Below are 25028 nucleotides of genomic sequence, written 5' to 3' on the forward strand. Positions count from 1 at the left end.
GAAGCCTTTTTTCTATCTAAATAAACAAGTTAGCTCTTAAGATCCTGTCTATGAGCGTGTATTACTTGAAAATTGATAAGGTTACAAACATCTTTAAACTCTTTTTCTTCTAACTCCTCTCGGTTCTGAAGGTAATAGGGTCTGTCTCCCTCATATCCCGAATCATCGTAGGCATATATTGAGGTTTTTATAAACTTACTGACATTTCTCTCTATGAAGCTCCTTTTTTCGGTAAGATATTTTTCCTCATCAGCACCATCTTTTTTTGTTGGTATTCGATTAAGTAAAGTATCTCGGTCTATGCGAGCTTCAAACATGATGTTAATGGTTGATTTATCTGGATCTAAATCCAGCATAAAGTCGGAAATATTCTTTAGATTGTCTTCATCTGCATACTCTACAGATATACATAGCCTTATGCTCAACTCATCTATATCTGTTTCCTCAGATATATCGTAGAGCTTACTTCTTACAGAGACAGGCAAATCACTGAAACTAAATGACGGATTTGGCTTGGATAGAAATTTTTCGAGTAAAACTACAAAAGATGTTTTACCTGTATTGTTTTTTCCCACTATCAACGTCAGGCCATCCGTCATATCTAACATACTGTTTTGAAGTAACCGAAAGTTTTCAATTTTTATACTTTTTATTCTCATCATTCTTCAACGCTAACGCTATTGCCTCAAGATTGTTATTAGGGCCTGCTTTATCTCAGTCAAGTATGTGTTTCGTAAACCTTTCATGATTCCAGCACTTCCTTAACGCCGAAAGGCTACTCACTAAATTAGGTTTTATTTAATGGATTGAAACTAGCAGAACACTGAGAGACTTTCTGTTGGTAATGTCTTGTTTTAAATAAAAATTCAATACGGTTTTGACATCGTGGGCAAATCCATTAAACAGAGTTAATGGAATACACCAGCCCCGTCCAACACAACCGAAGACGTTGCAGAAAATTGCGTAGAAAGGCATAGCTTGGTAACTAAAACCGCCACCCCACCACATAGCCTTGCGGATTAGGTTTAATAAGGCAAAATCCCACTAAATAATAACAATGGAGCATTTGCGCTAAACGATATTGGGGCAGAAACGTGTCAGAACAGTTTCTGCCTAGTACATATAAGGATATTGATGTGCTACCGCTTATCTAGCCCTAACAATAATCAGACGTTCGTCAATTGCAGGACCTTTTGTGTAGCTATAGTCAAAAGTAAAACTATTGGATTCTATGGTTCTGTTTGTGTTTCCCCAGAATGCGTCATTGAGAGGTTGAGATTCTGTTGGAGCATATATATTTATTAGCGCATCGAGCGCTCTTTGAGCTTCTCGCTTGTCAGCGTGAATGCCATACCCGACATCCTTAGACCAATCGTTCCACATAAGTTTAATATTAGCTACTTTGCCTGTACTGGCTTTTTCGTTAATAAACCACTTAACTGTTTCTGCTCTTCCTTGTATACATCCATATAGGGCCCCCCAATTACCAGATGCAGGTGTTATCTTAGGGGTTCTGCATTCAAGAGCTTTTGTTGCCAATTTACTTTCTAGTACAAAGGTGTCAAACCCACTTTTTACAGGAGTATGTGACTCAGCTGAATATCGCTTAGTATGTCTCTCACTCTTGTTTTCCGTGTCATTTTCTGGTTTGGTGCGTTTGACCTTATCAAGTGTTTTTTTAACTCAGCGAGTTCTTTTTCTTCAGCTTCGGCAGCAGACTTCCTTTCACTTTCTTTCTTCAAGCTTTGTTCTGCCGCATTTTGAATGTTGATTTTGATTTGATTACGCTTGCTAATTATATCTGATTCGAAAGCCATTGTAGCCTCTGTCCATGTATTGTTAGGGACAAGGTATTTATCATAAAAAGCTTTGAAATCACGTGTAAAGGCGACGCTGAACATTACCTTTTCTTTATTTTTTAAACTGTATATTTCATTTGTGAAGCCATTCCCTGCACAATGCTTTAGTGTTTTTTCTGATATGTCAGCCAGCTCTCTCACTCCTTTTAATCCATGAGTTAATTGCTCATACTGTTTGATTAAAAGCGCTGTGTTATTTTCGAAGTCTTTATCCATTACCTCAGTAAATAGAACTATAGAATCCCTTTTTAATCGTTGGGCTTTCATGTTGGCATCACTACAATCATTAGCGTACGACAAGCTAGGTATACCAATCATGATTGCTGCTACTAAAGCTCTCTTCTTCATCCATGCATCCTCATTCATAAGAGAAAGAATTATAACGAGGTTCTTGCCTTTAGGGCTAGGGGCTATATGAAATGAGATTAAAACTAGTAGATTACGTCTGATACCCCCACAAAATTTCAACATGCACGTTTATAAGAATGAGGTTATTCCATTGCCATACGTATTAGTTAATCTATGGAAAAAAATCGTCAAACAACTCACCCACTGAGTCCCTTTCTAACTCGAATTGGAGCAGAACCGATTTAAAATAACCTGTCAGATCTAGTCAAATTGAGGTAACGAAACTGACAGGTTGCATTCAGAGTAATTCACTTACACGCTTATAAACTTCTATTCTGTTTAATTTTGCACCACGGCTCATTGCTGCCGCACCCGTGGCAGACTGTGTTTATTTAAATAACATTAATTCAGCTAAACTTTCATCAGCTTATGAGCCTTGAACTTCCGTAGCTGCTTTGTTCATTCAACACTCACTTTTCTTGTTTAGTTTCCAATGGTTCATTTAGTTGCTCAATCGTAATTCCGTACTGGGTAGCGTTGTACAACCAAGTATGGAATTGCTCAAGTAGTCGGCTGTTCTCAGCTTCAAGTCGCGCAATGGTTCGCTCCCGCTTTTCTAGTTGATCAGCCGCTGCCTTCAAACTGGATGGCAGCGGCCTCTTGCGCGCAGCAACAGCCTTAGGAGAGTTACCCGAGACAAGCGCCTTAACCTCGGTAAATGCGCGCTTGATACGTACCTGCTTTTGCAGTGTTTGCCTCGTGGTAGAAAGCTTGTAATCTTGTGCGACAGCCTCTACCAGCCTATCCCATGTGAGCTTAGAGTCCGTAGGCCAATCATCCAGAAGCTCACAAACATTGCTAATATCCGTGTCTGTTAAGTGTTTAGCCATAATAATCAATCCTCAAAAAAATCTATTGCATCCATTTCATCTAAAACATCAAATAGTTCGTCATCAAATGATTCTGAATTGTTCTCAATACCAATCATTTCATCAACCGTGACGCTAACCTTCTGGTTATCTTTGATGCGCTGAAAGTTTTCAATCTTAGGCAAACGCTTTTTACCATGCGCATCCATCGCACGATCCAACTGGGTAACATCCTCTACGTTAAGCAGCTTGATTAGAGAACCATCCTCGATATTTTGGTCTTCCATCATGGCAAGCAGTTGCTCACAGCGCTCTGTGGTTAGTTTCCTGCGCTCATAGAACTGCCTAGCCCCTTGAACACCATCATCAACCGCTTTTTTGTCCATTTTGAGAAGTCTTTTCTCCTCTTTCAAACGCTTACGAATGCGCTCACATTTACCGTCATCGCCTTTTTCACAAACTTGCTGGTCGCAGTTAATACAGTCGCGATATTTAGTGCAAGCCTCTCCCATATAGGACATCACACACATGCCAAATTCGTTTGTATGTGCGGTTAAAGAAGCCTTGGTGTTCAATTCTTGTATTGTTCTGGGGGTCGCAATCTGAAACTGAATTTGGGTGTTGCCCGTTGTTGGACTACCCATCAAACCCTTTGAGGCAAGGTCTGCCTCTCGGTCTTCAATAAAGTCTGCACCATACTCCTCAGGAGTTGTGTGGTCGTAATAACGATTGTGCCTAGGATCACTTCGCATCGCCCAATTAGCCCGTTGCTCTCCATCCATACCATTGACTGCCGCCATGGTGTCTAACATATGACGAATCTGATGCGAAGTTATGACCAGATCACCATGCCCCCAACGCTGAAAAACCGAACGCATACCTGTCGATAACTCTCCTGTAGTTCTGTTCTTTTTTTTCGTTGGAGCAAGGTCTTCATTCAACGTATTAATGGTCGGAATGAACAACTCGGTAGAAATAGTTGATTTTGCAGTGTCCAAGCAATTAGCAAACCCAGCATACAAAGCCTCAGACCACTTAACTTTTACATGTCCATTGCCGTTCTTAAACGGTACGTAGGGAAAATCTTTTGGAAGACCTTTTCGAAGGATTACATTTAAATCTCGGAGCGTAACTTGATAATCTTCACGTAAGATCCCCTTACGCTTTAGAAAGCCATTTCTAGATGTTTGCCATTGTTTGCGATTTTTTGTATCAGAAACGTCACCATACGCTGACAAGTCCAACCCAAGTGCCATTGCGGCTTCATCCATCGTTAGGGGTTTGTCTTCAGGAACGTCAGGACAAAACTCGTGCCGTGGAAAGCACGAACTTTCTTCTAGCACCTTAGCAAACTTTCGTGCAGGCTCTGATTTTGCTCTCAAACGCGCTACAGCAGCTTCTACAACACCGTACATACACGTAGGAATCCACTTATGTGCGTACCCAAAGTCCTTACCCGAATACCATTTTATACCTTTAATTTGGATGGTTGCGGTAAGGTCTAGCTCTTCATCGTCAGTATCCTGAGAGTTTTCGTTTTCATTCCCAGACCTGTCAAATACGGCATCATTGTCAGCCTCAAATACAATATCGTTCTCTTTTTGGTATTTAAGGATTTCCTTGACATCCTCCTTAGTAAAACCATCAATTTTTAGCACTTCCCAAACTTTCAGCTTATCGTTATGAATAGGGTCGTAATGCAAGTACAGTGGTTCTGAGCCACGGTTTGGGGCAGCCAGCAACAAGGTCATCGTAGATGCCGTGAAAATATCCCGAGGACTTAAGTCTTCTGTTTTTTGAGCATTGACGGAGGCAAGAGCCATCAACGCATTTTCGTCAGGCATTTTGTCTTGCCTTCTCTTGTCAGCATCATCCCCTGTTGCATTTTCAGCAGGCTTTTTGAGTCCACTTTTCCACTTAAATGATTTCAGTAATTTGTACTCAATCAAGAAGTTGAGAAGATTATTTAAACCACGCCCAGCCTGATAAGCAGCTCCTGCACTTAACGATTCCTTAGCTGCGCGTTGAGCTGCATCGAAGGCCTTCCCCGTAAGCTTGGTGGTTTCAAAATTTTCGCCCTTGTGTAACCGCTGCCAAGCAGCATTGATTGCGCGTAAGGCTTGGAATTTAACGTTGATGCCCGCTTTGGTTCCACCGCCATAGGTTACGTAAGCTTTTGCAAAGGGAATTAAAGACTCATCCAGTAACTCATCTGGATTTTTTTGCCGGCTATTGGCACCAAAAATGGTGAAGTTACCTACTTTGACCCAGTAGTTTTCATCGTAAACATACTCATCGTTTAATTGTGCTATCTGACGTCCTAATTCGATGAAATCGGCTTGGTTTTTCGTATGCTCAAGCTCGTGCTTAGGCTTAAAAATCAATACATCAGCCATCATTATGCTCCCTACATAGCTGGATTACTTGGCATACCGCTAGAATGGCATTGTCATTGATTGAAACGATTTGCATGTCGCCATTAGCATCTACTTTTAATCGCTCTCGCTCTTCAACCAACCATTCGAGGATCAGGTGATGGGGAGCATGTGCCCATGGACGGAATTTAGGGCATAAATAGCAAGCAATAGGGGCATAATCTTGGCAAAAGCTGCTTGAGCCGCAAGAACCGACCTCACAGTCTTTTTCACGACAAGGAATGCGTGCCGCACCTGCATTTTCTGTGTTGGCTTCAGCCTCGTCTTCAACCAATTTGCCTGCGAAAGCAGAGGCATACCGAGCCAGAGGTTGGTTCATGATTGTTGAAATATGCACTGCATGCTCAGGGGTGTTAGCAACGTATACGTCTACATATTGCGTATCAGAATGATCAAGCAAATTAGCAAGGGTAAGCAGGCCTGCCCCCTCTCTTGCAGCCCGAGTACCCAAGGTATAGCGAAAGCGATATGCATTTGATTTTAATGGCTCACCAGTGCGTTCACTGATAATTTTCAGCTTTTTGACCGCACTGTTTAGCCTGTTGGTCAAATTACTTCTTTTGATATGAGGTAGCTCGGATTTTAGGTAATCCATTAAGGCTTCTTGGGAGACTGATTGGATTTCTTCAATGGTGTCTACATCAATAAACAAAGGCAGCTCCCCCAGTTCTTCAGGCGTCATTCTCCGTCCCAATGCAGCTTCCACTTTCGCTGTTTGTTCTTTGATATGCAGCTCGACAACCTGTGCAACCGAATTCACTAAAGCATAAGGCTTTAAGATACTACGGAACTTTCCTCCACGTACTTTTGCCCTAGGAATCTGCACCACATACGTGGGAGATCCTGTATATTTAGGCGAATAAGAAAAGTCTTTGCACTTGATAGATGCAATCTGAACAGGACGACGACCGGACGCCTTAAACATCAAGAGACAAGCATACTCATCCACTCTAATCGCTCCTTCAGCATATCGATGGACTGCATTTAAGCCTATTGCTTGAAACTCTAAATCACTGAATGGCCCTGTTTCAGGATCAAGAGTAAGTACAGCTACCCCTTTATCATTGCCACCTAAACTCCATTGATCAGTCAGCTTAAACACTGCATCATCAATATGTTTATCCAACCCCAAATAGCGCATCTGGCGGATCATCCCTCTCAATACAGACACTCTGTACCAGTCTTTCTTAGGTATTTTGTTTTTAAATGATGCAAAGCCTTTCTCGGTCAGATCATTTTCACCAGTAAGCTTTTGATAAAAGTTCAGAGTTTTTGCGATATTGCTAGTATGATCAGCGGATGTTGTCTCGGCATAAAACACCAACGCTTCACGAATGCTATCTCGTATCGGCGGTACAAACGAATCTAAACAATCCACCAATACAGTGACATTACGATTGAGAGTCCATCGGTCAGAAAGGTAATTAAACTCAAAGCCATTGTATGACATACATGTTGTTACTTTGCTTTCGTTGGCAAAGTCAAAATTCACATGATGGTGATTCATTTTTATTATTCCCCTGTCCAAACATCTTCATCACGTTGTTGGACGATTGAATTTATAGTGGCTGACTCTTCTTCTTGAAGGTCTAACGCCATGTCCATTGCACGTTTATCATCATGTCGTTTTGAATAACGTTTTGCGCTACTGGAACCTTCACTCCAGCCCATCAATTTTCGCCTATCGGCTTCCGACTTGGCTTCCGTTGTTTTTCCTTCGGCAATACGTTTATCTGCAAACCTACTGTATTCATCGTTCCAAGTATGACGTATCCTATGGGGGTGAACCCTAAAGCCAACCACCTCAGAAATCTCACGAAACATCTTATTTACCTGAGCCATTGATAAGGCGGCGTTAGTTTGCACCTTATGGTTGTGAGTAACGAACAGGTACTCGATATGCTCAGAACCAGTTGCATTAGGGCGGTGATGGATAAGGTAGTTTTCATACATGTCGACCAAACGTTTATCCATTGGGACTAGTCGCCCCACGGTCTTCCCTTCTGGTCTGCGCTTGCGTTTGTCGTTGTTGTCAGTTTGTGATCGGATCATAACGAAGTAACGACCGTCTTTGCCACGCTTTCTGATATCAGACTGATTGCTGTCCGTTTTTACTCTGATTTTAAGCAGTTCACCACGGCGACAGCCAATAGCAAAAAACATATTTACGATAAGTTGATTTCGATATCGAACAGATTCCGATTTCCAAGGGTTCTCTGAGGAGTCTGGGTGAACCACATCAAGGACTCGAATTTTTTCTATTGGCTCTAGAGAGCGCCAATCTCCCCAATCAAGAGCTTCATCACTGGTGCCAAACTTGTCGCCCCTAATTTTCTTGAGTTCGATCTCAGCCGTGGAATCTTTAGAGGGAAACAATTCTTCTTCGAGCCAACCAATAAATTGCGCAAACACAGTTAGTCGGTTATATGTCGTGTGGGAGGAGATGTCCCCCTCTGCATTGATAACGACATTAGCTCTTGCCGTTTCGAGTTTCTTTCTCTTGACGCTCACGACATTAGAGGATTTATGTCTCGCTACCATTTCACGGAATGATGCTACGGTAAACTTTGAGTGTTTCTTAATGTTCTCAAACTCTTTCTTTGTCAGGAAATCACCCGTTTTACATCGTTCAATCAAGTCAATATTTTCAAACCGACAAATTTTCTCAAGAAAACTAAGGTGTTCAAAAACACGAGAACAGGTGTTACTTGCTTTAGATTGATTTCGGTAATGCAGGGTGACAAAGAGGTTATGGTAAGGCAATGGCATACCATCCTCACCTAAAAGAATTGAGTAGCTTTCCCCACTCGACATTTGAAATGCTTTTACTTTCATAGCTGTCCTAAAAACCATCAAAACTTAACAAAAACTCAAGGTAACTTCGAACCACAATTTGAGCATAAAAAAAGTTTACAGAAGTTACAACACTCACTGTAAACTTTTTATTTCAAACCCTTGTTATTATTGATTTAAATAATCAAAATTAACAAAATCAGGTCTCAGGTAAACCTCAAAATGGGATGTCATCATCAAAATCCATTGGCGGCTCATTATATTGAGGTTGAGCCTGCTGAGGAGCTTGTTGAGGTGCTTTTGGCTGCTGTTGAGCGGGAGCACTGTATTGTTGTTGCTGTTGTTGTGGCTGCTGTGGCTGACCCCAACCACCTTGCTGTTGGTTGTTACCCATGCCACCTTGAGCAGGAGCACCACCTTGAGCACGGCCGCCAAGCATTTGCATTACACCATTGAAGCCTTGAACAACCACTTCAGTTGTGTAGCGATCTTGACCGCTTTGATCTTGCCATTTACGTGTTTGAAGTTGACCTTCAATGTAAACTTGAGAACCTTTACGTAGGTACTCACCAGCAACTTCCGCAAGCTTGCCAAACAGAGCAACACGGTGCCATTCTGTTTTTTCACGCTGCTCGCCAGTTGCTTTATCACGCCATGACTCTGACGTTGCAATGGTAATGTTCGCTACTGCGCCGCCATTTGGCATGTAACGAATTTCAGGGTCATTACCTAGGTTACCCACTAATATAACTTTGTTAACTCCACGGCTAGCCATGATTTGCTCCGTCTAAATTCATAGTCTCAGAAAATTTTAGCGCACAAGAATAGCATGCTTTTCTGCAGTGATAAATCGCATTCCTATTCTCTCCTCACTACAAAGAATAAAAACGTAACAAATCATGATATTCAGAGCGATGTTGCTTTTTTCTCCACTTACAAACCACTCATTTACTTTGATAATTGATATTCAACGCAAGTCACTATCAAGGCGCTAGAGAAGCTAAAGCCTGCATGACAACGTGGAATCTAATCCCACTCAAACAGGACGTTTCAATGAGAAAATCAAGATACGCTCGCACTTTACACTTTCTGTGCATCGACCCAAACGATACCTATCTACATGTAAAAGAGATAGAAAAGCATTTATCTATTGTTCTCTACAAAATGACACCCGACGAATTAATACTAGTTGATAGAAAGCGGAGTAACCGGATCTTGCTCGTCGATTACAGAGAGGTACCACAACTACTGATTATTTGTCCTAACCTGACTGTTATGTGGAAAAATCACGAAATCATTTTATTCAATGTCCCCCAGCAACTTCCAACCTCAGAGCTTCTTACCTATGGGGTACTAAAAGGACTCTTTTACAACACTGAACAAAAGGACAAGATTGCTCGTGGTCTTCAAGAAGTCATTGATGGCGATAACTGGCTGCCAAGGAAGGTAACCAATCAACTGTTGTTTTATTATCGCAATATGGTCAATACCAACACCACACCAACCAATGTTGATTTAACCATTCGTGAGATCCAGGTGATTCGCTGTCTTCAATCCGGGTCTTCAAACACACAAATCGCCGATGACTTGTTTATTAGTGAGTTCACGGTTAAATCTCACCTCTATCAAATATTCCGTAAGCTTGCGGTAAAAAATAGAGTTCAAGCGATAGCATGGGCAAACCAGAACCTGCTTGCATAATCGACCCACCTCTTAGTCTGACGATAATTTTGAGGGAAGCTCTAGTAAACCATGGCTATTGTTGCTGAATTTTCGACATAACTTATGCTAGAGTTGCCCTCAGAAATATCAACCACTCAGGTTGAATCAATAATTATTATAGATAAAGGGTCTTATCATGATCAAAAAGTGCCTTTTCCCGGCAGCTGGCTACGGTACACGTTTTTTACCTGCAACCAAGTCAATGCCTAAAGAAATGATGCCTGTAGTAAACAAACCTCTGATTGAATACGGTGTAGAGGAAGCTATCGAAGCTGGTATGGATGGAATGTGCATCGTTACTGGACGTGGTAAGCACTCGCTCATGGATCACTTTGATAAAAACTACGAGCTTGAGCACCAGATTAGCGGCACCAATAAAGAAGACCTATTGGTTAATATCCGTGAAACGATTGAAGCGGCAAACTTCACCTACATTCGTCAACGTGAGATGAAAGGCCTTGGCCATGCTATTTTAACGGGTCGCGAACTTGTAGGCGATGAACCGTTCGCAGTAGTACTTGCTGATGACCTTTGTGTGAACGAGCAACAAGGCGTGCTAGCTCAGATGGTTGCGCTATACAAACAGTTCCGCTGTTCTATTGTTGCTGTACAAGAAGTTCCAGAAGAAGAGACTCACAAGTACGGTGTTATCTCTGGCGAAATGATCAAAGATGACCTTTTCCGAGTTGATGACATGGTAGAGAAGCCAGAGCAAGGTACAGCACCAAGCAACCTAGCGATCATTGGTCGTTATATTCTGACTCCAGATATCTTTGAATTAATCGAGCAGACAGAACCAGGTAAAGGCGGCGAAATCCAGATCACTGATGCATTGCTAAAACAGGCAAAAGCAGGCTGTGTATTGGCTTACAAATTTAAAGGCCAACGTTTTGACTGTGGTAGTGTTGAAGGCTATATCGAAGCAACAAACTACTGCTTCGAAAACCTATACAAGAAAGACCAGCAGCAAATCGAGCTAGGTAAACACTCGACCAAGAAAGAAGCATAACGACTGGTTAATCACTAACGTTACTGATTTTAGAAAGGGCGACTCTTTGAGTCGCCCTTTTTGTTTACTGTTTTTTTATCCAGTAAAACTTTGCACAAATCTCACTCTATGTAATACTTTAGCCACTTAAAATTACATGGTCTATTGAGATGGATAAAATAGAAATTAGAGGCGCTCGTACGCATAACCTCAAAGACGTCAACCTAACCATTCCACGTGACAAACTGACTGTCATCACCGGATTATCGGGTTCAGGAAAGTCGTCACTTGCGTTTGACACACTCTACGCAGAAGGTCAGCGTCGTTATGTTGAATCTCTGTCTGCTTACGCTCGTCAATTTCTATCTCTTATGGAAAAGCCTGATGTCGACCATATTGAAGGTCTGTCTCCAGCTATCTCAATAGAACAAAAATCGACTTCACATAACCCTCGCTCAACCGTCGGTACCATTACCGAAGTCTATGATTACCTCAGATTATTGTATGCGCGAGTAGGCGAACCTCGCTGTCCAGACCACAACATCCCTCTAGCAGCACAAACCATCAGTCAAATGGTCGATAAGGTCTTAGAACTGCCTGAAGGCTCAAAGATGATGTTGATGGCACCGATTGTCAAAGAGCGCAAAGGTGAGCATGTTAAAACACTGGAAAACTTAGCTGCGCAAGGCTTTATCCGAGCCCGAATTGATGGTGAAACCTGTGATCTATCCGATCCACCAGCACTTGAACTTCATAAGAAGCACACCATTGAAGTTGTGGTAGACAGATTCAAGGTTCGTCCTGATCTTCAACAGCGTTTAGCCGAGTCATTCGAGACCACATTAGAGCTCTCTGGCGGTATCGCTGTCGTCGGCTGGATGGACGAAACGGATCAAGAAGAGATCGTATTCTCTGCTAACTTCGCTTGTCCTAAATGTGGTTACAGCATGCAAGAGCTTGAGCCTCGCCTGTTCTCATTTAATAACCCGGCAGGAGCATGTGGTACGTGTGATGGTCTTGGTGTTCAACAGTATTTTGATCCAAGCCGAGTGATTTTAGATGAGAACCTAAGCATTGCTGAAGGTGCGATAAAAGGTTGGGATCAAAAGAACTACTACTATTTCCAAATGCTAACGTCGCTGTCAGAACATTATGGTTTTGATCTGTATGCGCCATTTAATTCTCTACCGAAAAAGACTCAAGAGATCATTCTAAAAGGATCAGGTCGTACTGAAGTGGAATTCAAGTACATCAATGACCGAGGTGATATTCGGGTTAAGCGTCATCCATTTGAGGGCATTTTAAATACCTTGGAGCGCCGTTACCGTGATACTGAATCGAGCGCAGTGCGTGAAGATCTTGCTAAATACATCTCAACCAAATCGTGCTCTAGCTGTGATGGCACTCGCCTGAGATTAGAAGCTCGTAATGTTTTCATTGGTGATACAACACTTCCGGAAATCGTTGAACTTAGCATTGCTGACGCACTACAATTTTTCCAAGAATTGAAGCTAGACGGTCAACGTGGGCAGATCGCAGATAAAGTGATGAAAGAGATCAATGATCGTCTGCATTTCTTAGTCAACGTTGGTTTGAACTACCTTAACCTATCACGCAGTGCTGAAACGCTGTCTGGTGGTGAGGCGCAACGTATTCGTTTGGCGAGCCAAATCGGTGCCGGTTTAGTTGGCGTTATGTATGTACTTGATGAGCCATCAATTGGTCTCCACCAGCGCGATAATGAACGTCTATTGCAAACCTTAATTCACCTGAGAGACTTAGGTAATACGGTACTTGTTGTGGAACATGACGAAGATGCAATTCGTTGTGCTGACCATGTTATCGATATCGGTCCAGGAGCAGGGGTGCACGGTGGTCACGTGGTGGCAGAAGGTACCATGCAAGACATCATCGAAAACCCGAACTCTTTGACAGGCCAATACCTGAGCGGTGATAAAGAAATTGCAGTGCCTGAAAAGAGAACGCCTATCGACAAGAAAAAGGTCGTCGAGATCGTTGGCGCAACGGGGAACAACCTAAAGAATGTGACCGCGACAATTCCTGTTGGCTTGTTCAGTTGTATTACGGGCGTATCAGGTTCGGGTAAATCAACGCTTATCAACGATACCTTCTTTAAAGTCGCCCACACTCAATTAAACGGTGCCACGACTGCAGTTCCAGCAAAGCACAAAAAGATTAAAGGGTTAGAACATTTTGATAAGGTAATCGACATAGATCAAAGCCCTATCGGTCGTACACCAAGATCAAACCCTGCGACCTACACAGGGATTTTCACCCCTATTCGTGAACTATTCGCGGGTACTCAGGAATCACGTTCTCGTGGTTACAAGCCAGGTCGATTCAGCTTTAACGTTCGTGGTGGTCGTTGTGAGGCTTGTCAGGGAGACGGCGTAATCAAGGTAGAGATGCACTTCTTACCCGATGTGTATGTGCCTTGTGATGTGTGTAAAGGTAAGCGCTATAACCGTGAGACTCTAGAGGTCCGCTACAAAGGTAAAACCATTGACGAAGTTCTAGAGATGACTGTGGAAGATGCTCGTGAATACTTCAACCCGGTACCTGTTATCGCTCGTAAACTGCAAACTTTAATGGACGTTGGCCTCTCTTACATTCGCTTAGGGCAAGCAGCTACAACCTTATCTGGTGGTGAAGCTCAGCGTGTTAAATTAGCGCGTGAACTGTCTAAACGAGACACGGGAAAAACCTTATACATTCTCGATGAGCCAACAACAGGCCTTCATTTCCACGATATCCAGCAGCTACTGACGGTATTACATAGACTGCGTGATCACGGTAATACAGTTGTCGTGATTGAACACAACCTAGATGTCGTTAAAACAGCAGACTGGATCCTAGATCTTGGCCCAGAAGGTGGGCAAGGTGGTGGTGAGATTGTTGCAGAGGGTACACCTGAAGATGTGGCGTTAGTCGAAGGTTCACACACTGCTCGCTTCCTTAAGCCTATGTTAAATTTGAAGTAGGTGTAAAATAGCGCCCTGCGGGCAGACAGAAAAATGTTAAAGTAACAGAGCTTGTTTCAGAAGGAACAAGCTCTGTTTTTATAAGGTTAGGGATTTATGGCAACAATACACACTAGCGGTACTCAGCTAGAAAATCAGGTCACTCAGCTACCACTCAACAAAGCATTTCTGGCTTCTTTAGCTGTTGTATTCTTGTTAGCTATGCATTTTTTTATGCCGAATCCTGGTGGTTCGGGCCTTGCTCTATCCTTTAACCCTACCACTTGGCTAGCGCTAAGCTTCACGCTAGCGATTGGCTTTTACCAACTCGCGACCAATCGAGTACTCAAGTATTCCAAATTAACAATTGGCTTGTTGATTAGCTGCATCATACTCACGCTACCCATTTTATACAGCAATGCTGCACCTCAAGGAGCGTCAGGACGCTTGCTTGGATTGTGGGCGGGCTTTGCCTTATTTGTGGTGCTGCAGCAATTTAAGTTCAGCAATAAACACAAGCAACGTATGTTGTGGTTCATTGTACTTGCTGTTGTTATACAAGCACTATTTGGCTATGTGCAATATTTCTTATTAGAACCTGGCAACCTATTTGGCTACAACACTGCTGCAAACCGACCATATGGGATATTTCAACAACCGAATGTAATGGCAAGCTTTCTTGCTACTGGTTTTGTGCTGTCCGCTTACCTTTTAGCAAGGCAGCCGGCTAAATATAACCATAAGATCAGCGAATCATTCCTACTGTATTTAACTCCAACCTTAACCGTGCCCTTGCTGATCATCATCGCATCACGTACCGGATGGTTGGCCGCTGTCATTGGGTTTATCTGCATTCTGCCCTATCTATACAAGTTCTCGACCAAGAAACGCTTCTACGGATGGTGCGCATCAGTGCTCGTCGGTGTCGTCGTCGCTTTTACGGTGATCAGCCTAAGTGCGACAGATAGTATCGCTAGCAAGAGAGCAAACCTAGAAAGCCCGCGCGCTTATACGTTCCCGCAAGCTTTAGATATGATGATCGAAAAGCCATTTACAGGTTATGGTTACGGGAAATTTGAGTCTGAATACACGCTATATACAGCTCGCCAACATCAACTCAACTCGAACTATCATCCAGGTCTTCCTTCAATGGATCACCCGCACAATGAGTTCCTGTTTTGGGGAGTTGAAGGGGGGATTGTACCAATCATCGGAATCTTGATTGCTGCAATATTGGTGATGTCACGCATAACAAGTTCAGCAAAGGGAACACGTCTAGCCCTGCTCGCGTTATTTATCCCAATCCTTTTGCACTCTCAACTTGAGTATCCTTTTTACCACTCGGCGATTCACTGGATAACATTCATTATATTGATTTACTGGGTAGATCAGCGCTCTTCCCGACATTATCAACAGTCGTTCAGTATCATCAGCAAGACCCTATTTAGAGTGTTGAGCTTAGTGCTCCCTATTTTGGTCAGTTTTTATATGTTGAGCGCCCTGCACACCAACTATGTACTGACTAAGTTTGAACTGTCTAAGCCGAAAAATCCGGACATTCTTAAGCAGGTAACGAACCCAGTGGTGTGGAAAGATCGCTACGATTGGGATATATACAGCACTTACCTTAATATCGGCCTCTACAAAGCCGACCCGAGCCTTATACAGCCTTACATCGATTGGTCACTGGAGATCATTAAGAGCAAACCAAGACCGGCTTTCTACAGCAATCTGATTCTGGCGTATCAAGGCCTAGGAGAAGAAAGTAAAGCAGAGCAAATTCGTAGCGAAGCGAACTTTTTATTCCCTAACAGAGACTTTTCAAAGGTTCAGTATAAGAAAGTGTCACAAGCAGAAGATAACGTTTCGTCTGCAGAATAATGTTAAGAATTCGCAACGCAAGCTTCACTTAGTAGGCAGTAGGAGCTTGGGGTAGATACAAAAAAGCGCACGATCTCTCGTGCGCTTTTCTTTTTAATTTCAGTTCATGCAGCTACTTCAAAACATCTTTTAGCGCTTTTAGGCACAACGCGACATTCTCTTTACGAGCACCGTAACCCATTAGGCCGATACGCCATGCCTTACCAGCCAAAGAGCCAAGCCCAGCACCGATTTCAAGATTATATTCTTCTAAAAGCTGCGTTCTGATCTTAGCCTCATCAATTCCTTCTGGGAAATAAAGTGCATTAAGCTGCGGCAGGCGGCTCTCTTCATCAACCACAAACTTTAACCCTAGAGCTTCTACGCCTTCTTTAAGCTCTTGGTGCATCGCATGATGACGAGACCACGCATTATCTAAGCCTTCATTTTTCAACAAAACCAGCGACTCATGCAGAGCATAAAGGCTGTTCACGGGTGCGGTATGGTGGTAGCTACGCTTACCTTCTCCACTCCAGTAACCTAATACTAAACTTTGATCCAAAAACCAGCTTTGCACTGGTGCTTTACGGGCTTTCATTTTATCAACCGCACGCTGAGAGAAAGTCACTGGAGATAGCCCTGGCACACAAGACAGACACTTTTGGCTGCCAGAATAAACCGCATCAAGCTGCCACTCATCAACCAGCAATGGCACACCACCTAATGATGTCACTGCATCAACAATCGTTAACGCATCAAACTGACGAGCTACAGCAGAGATAGCTTGAGCATCAGATAACGCTCCGGTTGATGTCTCTGCATGCACAAATGCAACAGCAACGGCATCGGGGTTTTCTGCCAATGCTTGTTCTACCTTTTCAACTGAAACGGGCTTGCCCCATTCGTCATCAACAAGGATGGCTTCGCCACCACAACGCACCACGTTTTCTCGCATACGCTCACCGAAGACACCGTTACGACAAACAATCACCTTTTCACCAGGCTCAATCAAGTTAACAAAACAGGTCTCCATACCCGCACTGCCCGGTGCAGAAACGGCAATCGTAAATTCGTTTTCAGTCTGAAAAGCGTATTTAAGAAGCTGTTTAAGCTCGTCCATCATCGCAATAAACAGCGGATCTAAGTGACCTATGGTTGGACGGCTCAAAGCCTGTAACACTTGAGGTGAGATATCTGAAGGACCAGGTCCCATTAACGTTCGGTGTAGTGGATAAAAGCTATCGATAGCAGTAGTGAGTGGTAAATTAGACATGTACATCCCTTACGTTAATGTTGTGAACAATCCACCCTAAAGCAAATTGATTACCTCAGCAATTAGCCATAAGTATTGAGGTCAAACCACTGTCACATAATTGTTAAAATTATTTTTCAATTATCTCAAGTTACGGATTGACATTGTTACCACAAAAACGTTCAATGAAACGGCTATCTAGCAGAAGAGGAGCACTGCCCAGGCAGATGTTTTGTGGAACCGCATTTCCAATACAAAACATTTATGGGGAGCAGTGCCGAGATAATAAAAGGATGCAGGACCTTTATTATCGGTTGAGCGGGCTGAATCCCTTCAACTGTCGCCATTTCTATATGGTGAAGAGCTTCTGAGGTTACTATTCTAATAATTCCTCTCTTTTTGCTCTAAAACTCTCTTCGAAAAACATCGGACGTTGGATTACCCAACCGTAATTTTATTTTAGGAAGTCGTGGGAGATATATCGTGAGTGCATCTAATGTAGCTGGTTCTTTTAATGTCGCTAAGTTTGGTGGAACAAGTGTTGCCAACTTTGAAGCAATGAGCCGTTGTGCTGCCATTATTGAAAACAACTCAAACACGAAACTGATTGTGAGTAGTGCATGCTCTGGTGTCACTAACTTGCTGGTTGAACTGGCAAATGGTGTTCAAGATAAAGCACGTCGTCAGGAATTAATGGCGCAATTAGCGGAGATTCATAACGCAATTCTTGACCAACTCGCAGATCCAATCAGCATCGAAAAAGAAGTTCACAGCATTCTTGATGACATTGCGAGCGCTGCCGAGGCTGCATCATTCCAAACAAGCACTAAACTGACCGATCACCTTGTCGCATGTGGCGAGTTGATGTCGACACACATCTTGGCTCAGATCATCCGTGAACGAGGCACTCCTGCTGTTCGCTTTGATATCAGAGATGTGATGCGCACTAATGATGATTTTGGTAAAGCCGAACCTCAACTAGAAGATATTGCCGCTCTAGCGCAACAGAAACTTATTCCACTTTGCCAACAACAAGTTGTCGTTACACAAGGTTTTATCGGTGCTGATAGCGAAGGCAACACCACGACTTTAGGCCGCGGTGGCAGTGATTACTCAGCAGCATTGATTGCCGAATCTGTAAAGGCGATTGGTCTAGAAATCTGGACGGATGTTCCGGGTATTTACACCACTGACCCTCGTATTGCACCTAAAGCTTCTCCTATCCCAGAGATCAGCTTCAGTGAAGCATCGGAAATGGCAAACTTTGGTGCGAAGATCTTGCATCCATCGACTCTAGTACCTGCATTACGCCACCAAATCCCGGTATTTGTCGGCTCTTCTAAAGCACCAGAGTTGGGTGGAACTTGGATTCGCCAACAGGTGGAAAGCTCTCCACTATTCAGAGCCCTCGCCCTTCGCTGCAACCAAACCATGGTTACGCTGCGTAGCGCTAATATGTTCCATGCTTACGGCTTTCTTGCGAAAGTGTTCGAGATCCTTGCTAAACATAAGATCTCTGTCGATCTGATTACTACCTCTGAGATCAGTGTTTCACTCACCCTAGATCAAACTGATACATCTGGTGGTGCTCCTGAATTACCAGAAGCAGCACGTCTTGAGCTAGAAGAGCTTTGTTCAGTCGATGTGGAACATGACCTGTGTTTAGTGGCATTGATTGGTAATAATATGAGTGAAAGCAAAGGCTACGCTAAGCAAGTATTCAGCACCCTTGAAGATTTCAACCTGCGCATGATTTGTTACGGAGCAAGCCCACACAACCTGTGTTTCTTGCTAGATGAATCTGTTTCTAAGTTGGCGATTCAAAAACTGCACCAAGAATTGTTTGAGTAAAAATGCGTTTATCACCAACAGATAAATAACTAAATCTCAGATACAAAAAGGGTTGCTATTAAGCAACCCTTTCTCTTTTTTACTATACGAATCAAAGCTCGTCGTAGATTCAAACTAGTTAATGTTTGGACCTAACCACTTCTCGGCTTCTAACATGTCCCAACCTTTGCGGTCAGCATAGCTATCCACTTGATCCTGTTGAATCTGTGCAATAGCAAAGTATCTAGCATCAGGGTGTGAGAAATACATACCAGACACTGAGGCACCAGGCCACATCGCGTAGCTTGTCGTTAATGACATATCGATTGCCTTTTCAACGTCCATCAGCTCCCACAACGTACCTTTCTCTGTATGCTCTGGGCAAGCAGGGTAACCTGGAGCTGGACGAATACCTTGGTATTTCTCTCGAATCAAATCGTCGTTAGACAAATTCTCATCTGGCGAGTAACCCCAAATATCCTTTCTCACTTCTTTATGCAGATATTCCGCGAACGCCTCAGCCAATCGGTCAGCAACCGCCTGAATCATAATCGCGTTGTAGTCATCGCCTTTCGCTTTGTATTCATCAGCCAGCTCTCGCTCACCAATACCACCCGTAACCGCAAAGCCACCAATCCAATCCGCTTTACCGCTTTCTTTTGGCGCAATGTAATCAGACAAACAGTAGTTAAAGCCTTTTGGTTTCTCTGTTTGTTGACGAAGATTGTGTAGAACTTTTAGAACTTCGGTACGAGATTCATCGGTATACACCTCAATATCATCACCAACACTGTTCGCTGGGAACATGGCACACATACCACGCGCTTCAAGCAGCTTCTCTTTCTCTACGCGATCCAGTAAATCATTAGCATCTTTGAATAAACGTTTTGCCTCTTCACCCACTTCTTCATGATCAAGGATTGCAGGGTATTTACCAACCAATGACCATGTCATAAAGAATGGAGTCCAATCGATGTACTGACGCAAAGTTGCCACATCAAAATCATTGAAGATGTGAACTCCCGGCTTAGCGGGTGCCGGTGGCGTATACGCATCCCAATCGATAGCAACTTTATTGGCACGAGCTCTTTCAAGCGTGACAGGCTTGGTACGAGGCTTCTTACGATTGTGCTGATCTCGAACGCGATCGTAATCGATATCCAGCTTCTCAACGAAAGCGGGTTTCAATTCATCAGAAAGTAGTGAGGTACAAACACCCACTGCACGCGAGGCATTATTTACGTATACAACAGGTTCTGAATAATTCTGCTCAATCTTAACTGCTGTGTGAGCTTTAGATGTGGTTGCACCGCCAATCAGAAGAGGCAGCTTGAAACCCTGTCTCTCCATTTCTTTAGCAACATGTACCATTTCATCAAGAGACGGTGTAATCAGCCCAGACAGGCCAATAATGTCGACATTCTCTTCTTTCGCTACCTTGAGAATCTTCTCGCAAGAAACCATCACACCTAAGTCGATAATTTCGTAGTTATTACACTGTAAAACCACACCAACGATATTTTTACCGATATCGTGAACGTCACCTTTAACGGTCGCTAACAAAATCTTACCGTTAGTTGCGCCCACTTCTTTGGATGCATTAATGAATGGTTCTAAATGGGCAACCGCCTGTTTCATCACACGCGCAGACTTTACAACCTGTGGTAAGAACATCTTACCTTCACCAAACAGGTCACCAACAACGTTCATTCCGTCCATTAGAGGACCTTCAATCACTTCAATAGGACGAGAGGCATTAACACGAGCTTCTTCGGTATCTTCAACAATAAAGTCGGTGATACCTTTTACCAAAGAGTGCTCCAAACGCTTCTCTACAGGCCAAGTTCGCCACTCTAATGCAGATTTATCTTCAACCTTACCAACAGCACGCTCTAGGTATTCGGTCGCCATATCCAGCAATCTTTCAGTCGAATCATCACGACGGTTTAGTACGACATCTTCAACAGCATCACGCAGATCTTCTGGAACATTATCGTAAATTTCCAACTGACCAGCGTTTACAATGCCCATATCCATACCGTTTTTAAAACAGTGATATAGGAATACCGCGTGAATAGCCTCACGGACGTAGTTATTACCACGGAATGAGAATGAAACATTCGACACACCGCCAGAGATCATCGCATGCGGGAGATCGCGTTTGATGTCTCCTACTGCTTCAATGAAATCAACCGCATAGTTATTATGCTCATCGATACCAGTAGCCACTGCGAAAATATTCGGGTCAAAAATAATATCTTCTGGTGGGAAACCGACTTCATCAACAAGAATGTTGTAGGCATTGGTACAGATTTCGACTTTACGCTCTCGAGTATCAGCCTGCCCGACTTCATCAAACGCCATCACGATGACAGCAGCACCATAACGACGAACTAATTTGGCTTGCTCAACAAACTTCTCTTTGCCTTCTTTTAGAGAGATTGAGTTAACGATGCCTTTGCCTTGAATACACTTTAGGCCAGCTTCGATAACTTCCCACTTAGAAGAATCGACCATAACAGGTACTTTCGAGATTTCAGGTTCTGAAGCACATAGATTCAGGAATTTAACCATACACGCCTCGGCGTCTAGCATCCCTTCATCCATGTTGATATCGATAATCTGAGCGCCATTTTCGACTTGCTCGCGAGCAACACTCAATGCTTCGTCGTAAAGCTCTTCTTTGATCAAACGCTTGAAACGCGCAGAACCAGTGACATTGGTCCGCTCACCTACATTCACGAACAAAGATTCTTTAGCTATCGTCAGTGGCTCTAGTCCCGAAAGACGACAAGAAACTGGTAAGTCTGGCAATTGACGCGGCGTTACACCTTCAACGGCCTCAGCCATTTCACGGATATGCTCTGGAGTAGTACCACAACACCCACCAATTAGGTTCAAGAAACCACTTTCAGCCCACTCTTTAACATGTTCAGCCATATCCTCAGGAGAAAGGTCATACTCGCCAAATGCATTAGGCAAACCCGCATTAGGGTGAGCAGAAACATTGCACTCTGAGATACGAGACATCTCACCGACATACTCACGCAGTTCATCAGGGCCCAATGCACAGTTCAATCCAAATGAGATTGGTTTTACATGACGAAGGGCGTTGTAGAATGCTTCTGTCGTCTGTCCTGAAAGGGTACGACCTGATGCGTCAGTGATGGTACCGGAAATCATCACTGGAAGAGCAATACCCACCTCTTCAAAAACAGATTCAACGGCAAAGGCACACGCTTTCGCGTTTAACGTATCAAAGATAGTTTCAATAAGAATTAAATCTGAACCGCCCTTAATGAGCGCGCGAGTCGATTCAGAATAGGCTTCAACCAGTTCGTCAAAGCTAACATTACGGTAACCTGGATCGTTTACATCAGGCGAGATAGAACAAGTTCGGTTGGTTGGACCTAATACACCCGCGACGAAGCGAGGTTTATCTGGGGTCTTTGCAGTCCATTCATCAGCTGCTTCACGAGCAAGCTTGGCAGCAGCAAAGTTAATCTCTTCACTAAGGCTTTCCATATCATAGTCGGCCATAGCGATGGTTGTAGCGTTAAAGGTATTGGTTTCGAGGATGTCAGCCCCAGCTTCCAAATACTCCATATGGATATCTTTGATAAGCTTAGGCTGTGTAAGAACTAAAAGGTCATTGTTGCCCTTCAAGTCACTGTGCCAATCAGCAAAGCGTTCACCACGATAGTCTTGCTCTTCCAATTTATAATCCTGAATCATGGTGCCCATGCCACCATCAATCAGTAAAATTCGTTGCTTCAACAGAGCGTCAATCTTTTGCCTTACATTACTTCCCACGGTACAACCTCATTCCTTTAATTATCCCTCCATCCTATCACACATTAAAAAGGAGTCTAGACGTCTAAAAAAGGAAATTGATTACTGAGTCATGACAAAAAAATGTTTGCTATTTGAGCATGAGACAACGAAAATTCATATTCATACTTTGTTACATGTTGGAATCCCAATGTCGGTCTATTACACCTTATACTTCTTGTCCGCTGCAGCCATGCTTATTGCTTTCGTGAATACAAAAATTGGTAAAATGCAGACAACCATCGCCATCACAGCTGGCTCAATGATGTTATCTCTATTGATTATCATTGCGGGACAAAATAATTGGTTCCAATTGGCAGACATTGCCTCAGAGACCGTTGCCAGTATCAATTTTGAAGATTTCCTTCTAAAAGGGATATTAGGATTCTTACTATTTGCAGGCGGTTTGGGAATCAAATTACCAAACCTAAAAGACCAGAAATGGGAAATAACAGTACTCGCGTTAGGTGCTACGCTGTTTTCAACATTCTTTATCGGTTTTGTGCTGTACGGGTTTTGCCAGTTCATCGGTATTCAATTTGATCTGATTTACTGCCTACTCTTTGGCTCGCTAATCTCTCCAACCGATCCCATCGCCGTGCTAGCAATAGTAAAGAAACTCGACGCTCCCAGAAGAATCTCTACTCAAATCGAGGGAGAATCTCTATTCAACGATGGTTTTGGCTTAGTTATCTTCGTAACCCTATTTACTATCGCATTCGGCACAGAAGCGCCAACCGTCGGTAGTGTGACCATGCTATTCGTTCAAGAGGCAATTGGCGGCATCGTCTACGGTTTTGTTTTAGGTCTTGTATTCCATTACCTAATCAGCAACACCGACGACCACTCGATGGAGTTGCTATTAACCATCGGCATTCCAACTGCTGGTTATGCGTTTGCTGAAGTTCTACATGTATCAGGACCATTAGCGATGGTGGTCTCAGGTATCATGATTGGTAACTGGACTCGCTTTATCGGATTCTCAAAAGAGAGTGAAGATCACTTAGATCATTTCTGGGAATTGATAGATGAATTCTTAAACGGCGTATTATTCCTACTAATTGGTATGTCGATGCTGTTATTCAAATTCCACCAAGAAGATTGGATCTTAATGGCTTTCGCAGTCCCTCTAGTATTGAGTGCACGTTACTTGAGTGTTTTCTTGTCTTACATCGGATTTAAACGCTTTAGAACTTACAACCCGTGGTCGATTAAGATTCTAACTTGGGGTGGTTTACGCGGTGGCTTAGCACTAGCCATGGCACTTTCAATCCCTTCAGGTATCTGGGTAATTGAAGACAAAGCAATCGATGTTAAAGAGATAATCCTTGTCATGACATACGCCGTTGTTGTGTTCTCTATTCTAGTTCAAGGCTCAACAATCACTCCTATGATAGAGAAAGCAAAACAAGCAGAGAAAGAGCTAGATTAATATCTAAATAGATCAACCAAGGCCGCCTACTTTAGGTGGCCTTTTTTATACCCAATGAAAGTCAAACTCACCAATTCCCATACTGGAGCTATCGCTGAAAGATATGCGTGGAACATAGAGCTCATATCGATATTTGATACCGCTAATATTTGAGTAATCGAAAGCCTTAATGTGGGTGGACAGAACTCTTTAAGGAGCTTAAGTCATACAGAGAACTCGTTCTTGTGCGCACTCGCTAGTCTACCCAATAACCCACTCTCAAGTTATATAAGCTTCAATCGAAAGACTTCACCTTTCACCTGGAAACAAAAATAACGGGACTCAACGTCTCGCTAGAATAGCGTTAGTTATTAACAGGACTACGGAGCTAGATGAGTGGTGAACAGAAAGCTTTAGCTTTGAACTAAGTCATTAAATACAGCAAGGCTGCACTAAATCAGTGTTCGATAGAGATAGCTAAAGGAACACATGGTACTTCAAGTGATACTTGTAAAAATGACAGGAATAAAAAGCGCTAGCATTTCTGCCGAGACGTGCAGACTAGAGTCTTAAATATGGCAAGGCTGGAATGAGTAGGCACTCCGGAGATTCGAGCACGCAGGTGAGCTAGGAGCGCCTAGTTATCCCAACATTACTTCGTAGAAGCAGCAGATACAAAAAAGCCCCAGTATTTCTGCTGAGTCTTCGTATATGGAAAGGTTGGAGGTTTAGACTCCCAACACGCGCTGTTTTGGTAAGTAGGAGAATCCGCGGCTTTGCTAATGGCGTATATTATACCAATCCGGAAAATTAACTGATCAGGTCAATCCAATCTCTTGTACACATTTT

At 43.1% G+C, this 25028-nt stretch carries 16 protein-coding genes and 1 riboswitch; of the genes, 6 read left to right on the forward strand and 10 right to left on the reverse strand.

Features of this window, described 5'->3' with window-relative positions:
* Positions 1-29: 29 nt before the first annotated feature.
* The 8 genes from ACED46_RS18165 to ACED46_RS18200 form a co-directional block, all read right to left on the reverse strand.
* Positions 30-662 carry an AAA family ATPase gene (locus tag ACED46_RS18165; RefSeq protein WP_371722086.1) on the reverse strand — a complete coding sequence of 211 codons (633 nt, stop codon included), beginning with the start codon at positions 660-662 and terminating at the stop codon, positions 30-32.
* A 484-nt stretch (positions 663-1146) separates the two neighbouring features.
* Complete coding sequence (locus tag ACED46_RS18170) at positions 1147-1539, reverse strand: hypothetical protein (RefSeq protein WP_371722087.1); 393 nt, start codon at positions 1537-1539, stop codon at positions 1147-1149.
* Positions 1540-1574: 35 nt separating this feature from the next.
* A complete protein-coding gene (locus ACED46_RS18175) occupies positions 1575-2207 on the reverse strand; it encodes a hypothetical protein (RefSeq protein WP_371722088.1) in 633 nt (210 codons plus the stop codon).
* Positions 2208-2677: 470 nt separating this feature from the next.
* Complete coding sequence (locus tag ACED46_RS18180) at positions 2678-3097, reverse strand: hypothetical protein (RefSeq protein ID WP_371722089.1); 420 nt, start codon at positions 3095-3097, stop codon at positions 2678-2680.
* A 5-nt stretch (positions 3098-3102) separates the two neighbouring features.
* Positions 3103-5475, reverse strand: a complete 2373-nt coding sequence (locus ACED46_RS18185; protein WP_371722090.1) for an integrase — start codon at positions 5473-5475, stop codon at positions 3103-3105.
* Complete coding sequence (locus tag ACED46_RS18190) at positions 5465-7018, reverse strand: site-specific integrase (protein ID WP_371722091.1); 1554 nt, start codon at positions 7016-7018, stop codon at positions 5465-5467. The genes ACED46_RS18185 and ACED46_RS18190 overlap by 11 nt, the downstream gene beginning before the upstream one ends.
* Before the next feature lie 5 nt (positions 7019-7023).
* Positions 7024-8346, reverse strand: a complete 1323-nt coding sequence (locus ACED46_RS18195) for a tyrosine-type recombinase/integrase (RefSeq protein ID WP_371722092.1) — start codon at positions 8344-8346, stop codon at positions 7024-7026.
* Between the two features lie 175 nt (positions 8347-8521).
* Positions 8522-9079: a single-stranded DNA-binding protein gene (locus ACED46_RS18200; protein WP_017061342.1), complete on the reverse strand. Its 558-nt coding sequence runs from the start codon at positions 9077-9079 to the stop codon at positions 8522-8524.
* A 278-nt stretch (positions 9080-9357) separates the two neighbouring features.
* On the opposite strand from ACED46_RS18200, the gene ACED46_RS18205 reads away from it, so the two are divergent.
* The 4 genes from ACED46_RS18205 to ACED46_RS18220 all read left to right on the forward strand — a co-directional run bounded on the left by ACED46_RS18205 (position 9358) and on the right by ACED46_RS18220 (position 15876).
* Positions 9358-10005, forward strand: a complete 648-nt coding sequence (locus ACED46_RS18205) for a LuxR C-terminal-related transcriptional regulator (protein WP_371722093.1) — start codon at positions 9358-9360, stop codon at positions 10003-10005.
* Between the two features lie 157 nt (positions 10006-10162).
* On the forward strand, positions 10163-11035 hold the full coding sequence (galU, locus tag ACED46_RS18210; protein ID WP_048618119.1) for a UTP--glucose-1-phosphate uridylyltransferase GalU: 873 nt from the start codon (positions 10163-10165) through the stop codon (positions 11033-11035).
* A 149-nt stretch (positions 11036-11184) separates the two neighbouring features.
* Entirely contained in the window at positions 11185-14016 is a 2832-nt protein-coding gene (gene uvrA / locus ACED46_RS18215) for an excinuclease ABC subunit UvrA (RefSeq protein WP_371722094.1), read from the forward strand.
* 96 nt (positions 14017-14112) lie between these two features.
* Positions 14113-15876 (forward strand): PglL family O-oligosaccharyltransferase, encoded by a 1764-nt coding sequence (locus ACED46_RS18220; RefSeq protein ID WP_371722095.1) that lies wholly within the window; start codon positions 14113-14115, stop codon positions 15874-15876.
* 112 nt (positions 15877-15988) lie between these two features.
* Here the strand turns inward: ACED46_RS18220 and ACED46_RS18225 are convergent, their stop codons facing one another.
* On the reverse strand, positions 15989-17128 hold the full coding sequence (locus tag ACED46_RS18225; RefSeq protein ID WP_371722096.1) for an alanine--glyoxylate aminotransferase family protein: 1140 nt from the start codon (positions 17126-17128) through the stop codon (positions 15989-15991).
* 176 nt (positions 17129-17304) lie between these two features.
* Positions 17305-17482: riboswitch (Lysine riboswitch) on the forward strand.
* Between the two features lie 108 nt (positions 17483-17590).
* Here ACED46_RS18225 and lysC point away from each other — a divergent pair.
* Positions 17591-18958: a lysine-sensitive aspartokinase 3 gene (lysC, locus tag ACED46_RS18230; RefSeq protein ID WP_371722097.1), complete on the forward strand. Its 1368-nt coding sequence runs from the start codon at positions 17591-17593 to the stop codon at positions 18956-18958.
* A 114-nt stretch (positions 18959-19072) separates the two neighbouring features.
* Here the strand turns inward: lysC and metH are convergent, their stop codons facing one another.
* On the reverse strand, positions 19073-22750 hold the full coding sequence (metH, locus tag ACED46_RS18235) for a methionine synthase (protein WP_371722098.1): 3678 nt from the start codon (positions 22748-22750) through the stop codon (positions 19073-19075).
* A 169-nt stretch (positions 22751-22919) separates the two neighbouring features.
* Between metH and ACED46_RS18240 the strand changes: the two genes are divergently transcribed.
* Positions 22920-24200: a cation:proton antiporter gene (locus tag ACED46_RS18240; RefSeq protein WP_371722099.1), complete on the forward strand. Its 1281-nt coding sequence runs from the start codon at positions 22920-22922 to the stop codon at positions 24198-24200.
* Positions 24201-25028: the final 828 nt, after the last annotated feature.

The organism is Vibrio sp. 1S139, from assembly GCF_041439475.1.
GTDB lineage: Bacteria > Pseudomonadota > Gammaproteobacteria > Enterobacterales > Vibrionaceae > Vibrio > Vibrio crassostreae_C.

Excerpts from the sequence above, each read along its gene's own strand:
- ACED46_RS18200 (WP_017061342.1), bottom strand. The coding sequence starts at position 9,079 with ATGGCTAGCCGTGGAGTTAACAAAGTTATATTAGTGGGTAACCTAGGT.
- ACED46_RS18190 (WP_371722091.1), bottom strand. The coding sequence starts at position 7,018 with ATGAATCACCATCATGTGAATTTTGACTTTGCCAACGAAAGCAAAGTA.
- uvrA (WP_371722094.1), top strand. The coding sequence starts at position 11,185 with ATGGATAAAATAGAAATTAGAGGCGCTCGTACGCATAACCTCAAAGAC.
- ACED46_RS18220 (WP_371722095.1), top strand. The coding sequence starts at position 14,113 with ATGGCAACAATACACACTAGCGGTACTCAGCTAGAAAATCAGGTCACT.
- ACED46_RS18225 (WP_371722096.1), bottom strand. The coding sequence starts at position 17,128 with ATGTCTAATTTACCACTCACTACTGCTATCGATAGCTTTTATCCACTA.
- ACED46_RS18175 (WP_371722088.1), bottom strand. The coding sequence starts at position 2,207 with ATGAAGAAGAGAGCTTTAGTAGCAGCAATCATGATTGGTATACCTAGC.
- ACED46_RS18165 (WP_371722086.1), bottom strand. The coding sequence starts at position 662 with ATGATGAGAATAAAAAGTATAAAAATTGAAAACTTTCGGTTACTTCAA.
- galU (WP_048618119.1), top strand. The coding sequence starts at position 10,163 with ATGATCAAAAAGTGCCTTTTCCCGGCAGCTGGCTACGGTACACGTTTT.
- ACED46_RS18185 (WP_371722090.1), bottom strand. The coding sequence starts at position 5,475 with ATGATGGCTGATGTATTGATTTTTAAGCCTAAGCACGAGCTTGAGCAT.
- ACED46_RS18240 (WP_371722099.1), top strand. The coding sequence starts at position 22,920 with ATGTCGGTCTATTACACCTTATACTTCTTGTCCGCTGCAGCCATGCTT.
- ACED46_RS18205 (WP_371722093.1), top strand. The coding sequence starts at position 9,358 with ATGAGAAAATCAAGATACGCTCGCACTTTACACTTTCTGTGCATCGAC.
- ACED46_RS18180 (WP_371722089.1), bottom strand. The coding sequence starts at position 3,097 with ATGGCTAAACACTTAACAGACACGGATATTAGCAATGTTTGTGAGCTT.
- ACED46_RS18195 (WP_371722092.1), bottom strand. The coding sequence starts at position 8,346 with ATGAAAGTAAAAGCATTTCAAATGTCGAGTGGGGAAAGCTACTCAATT.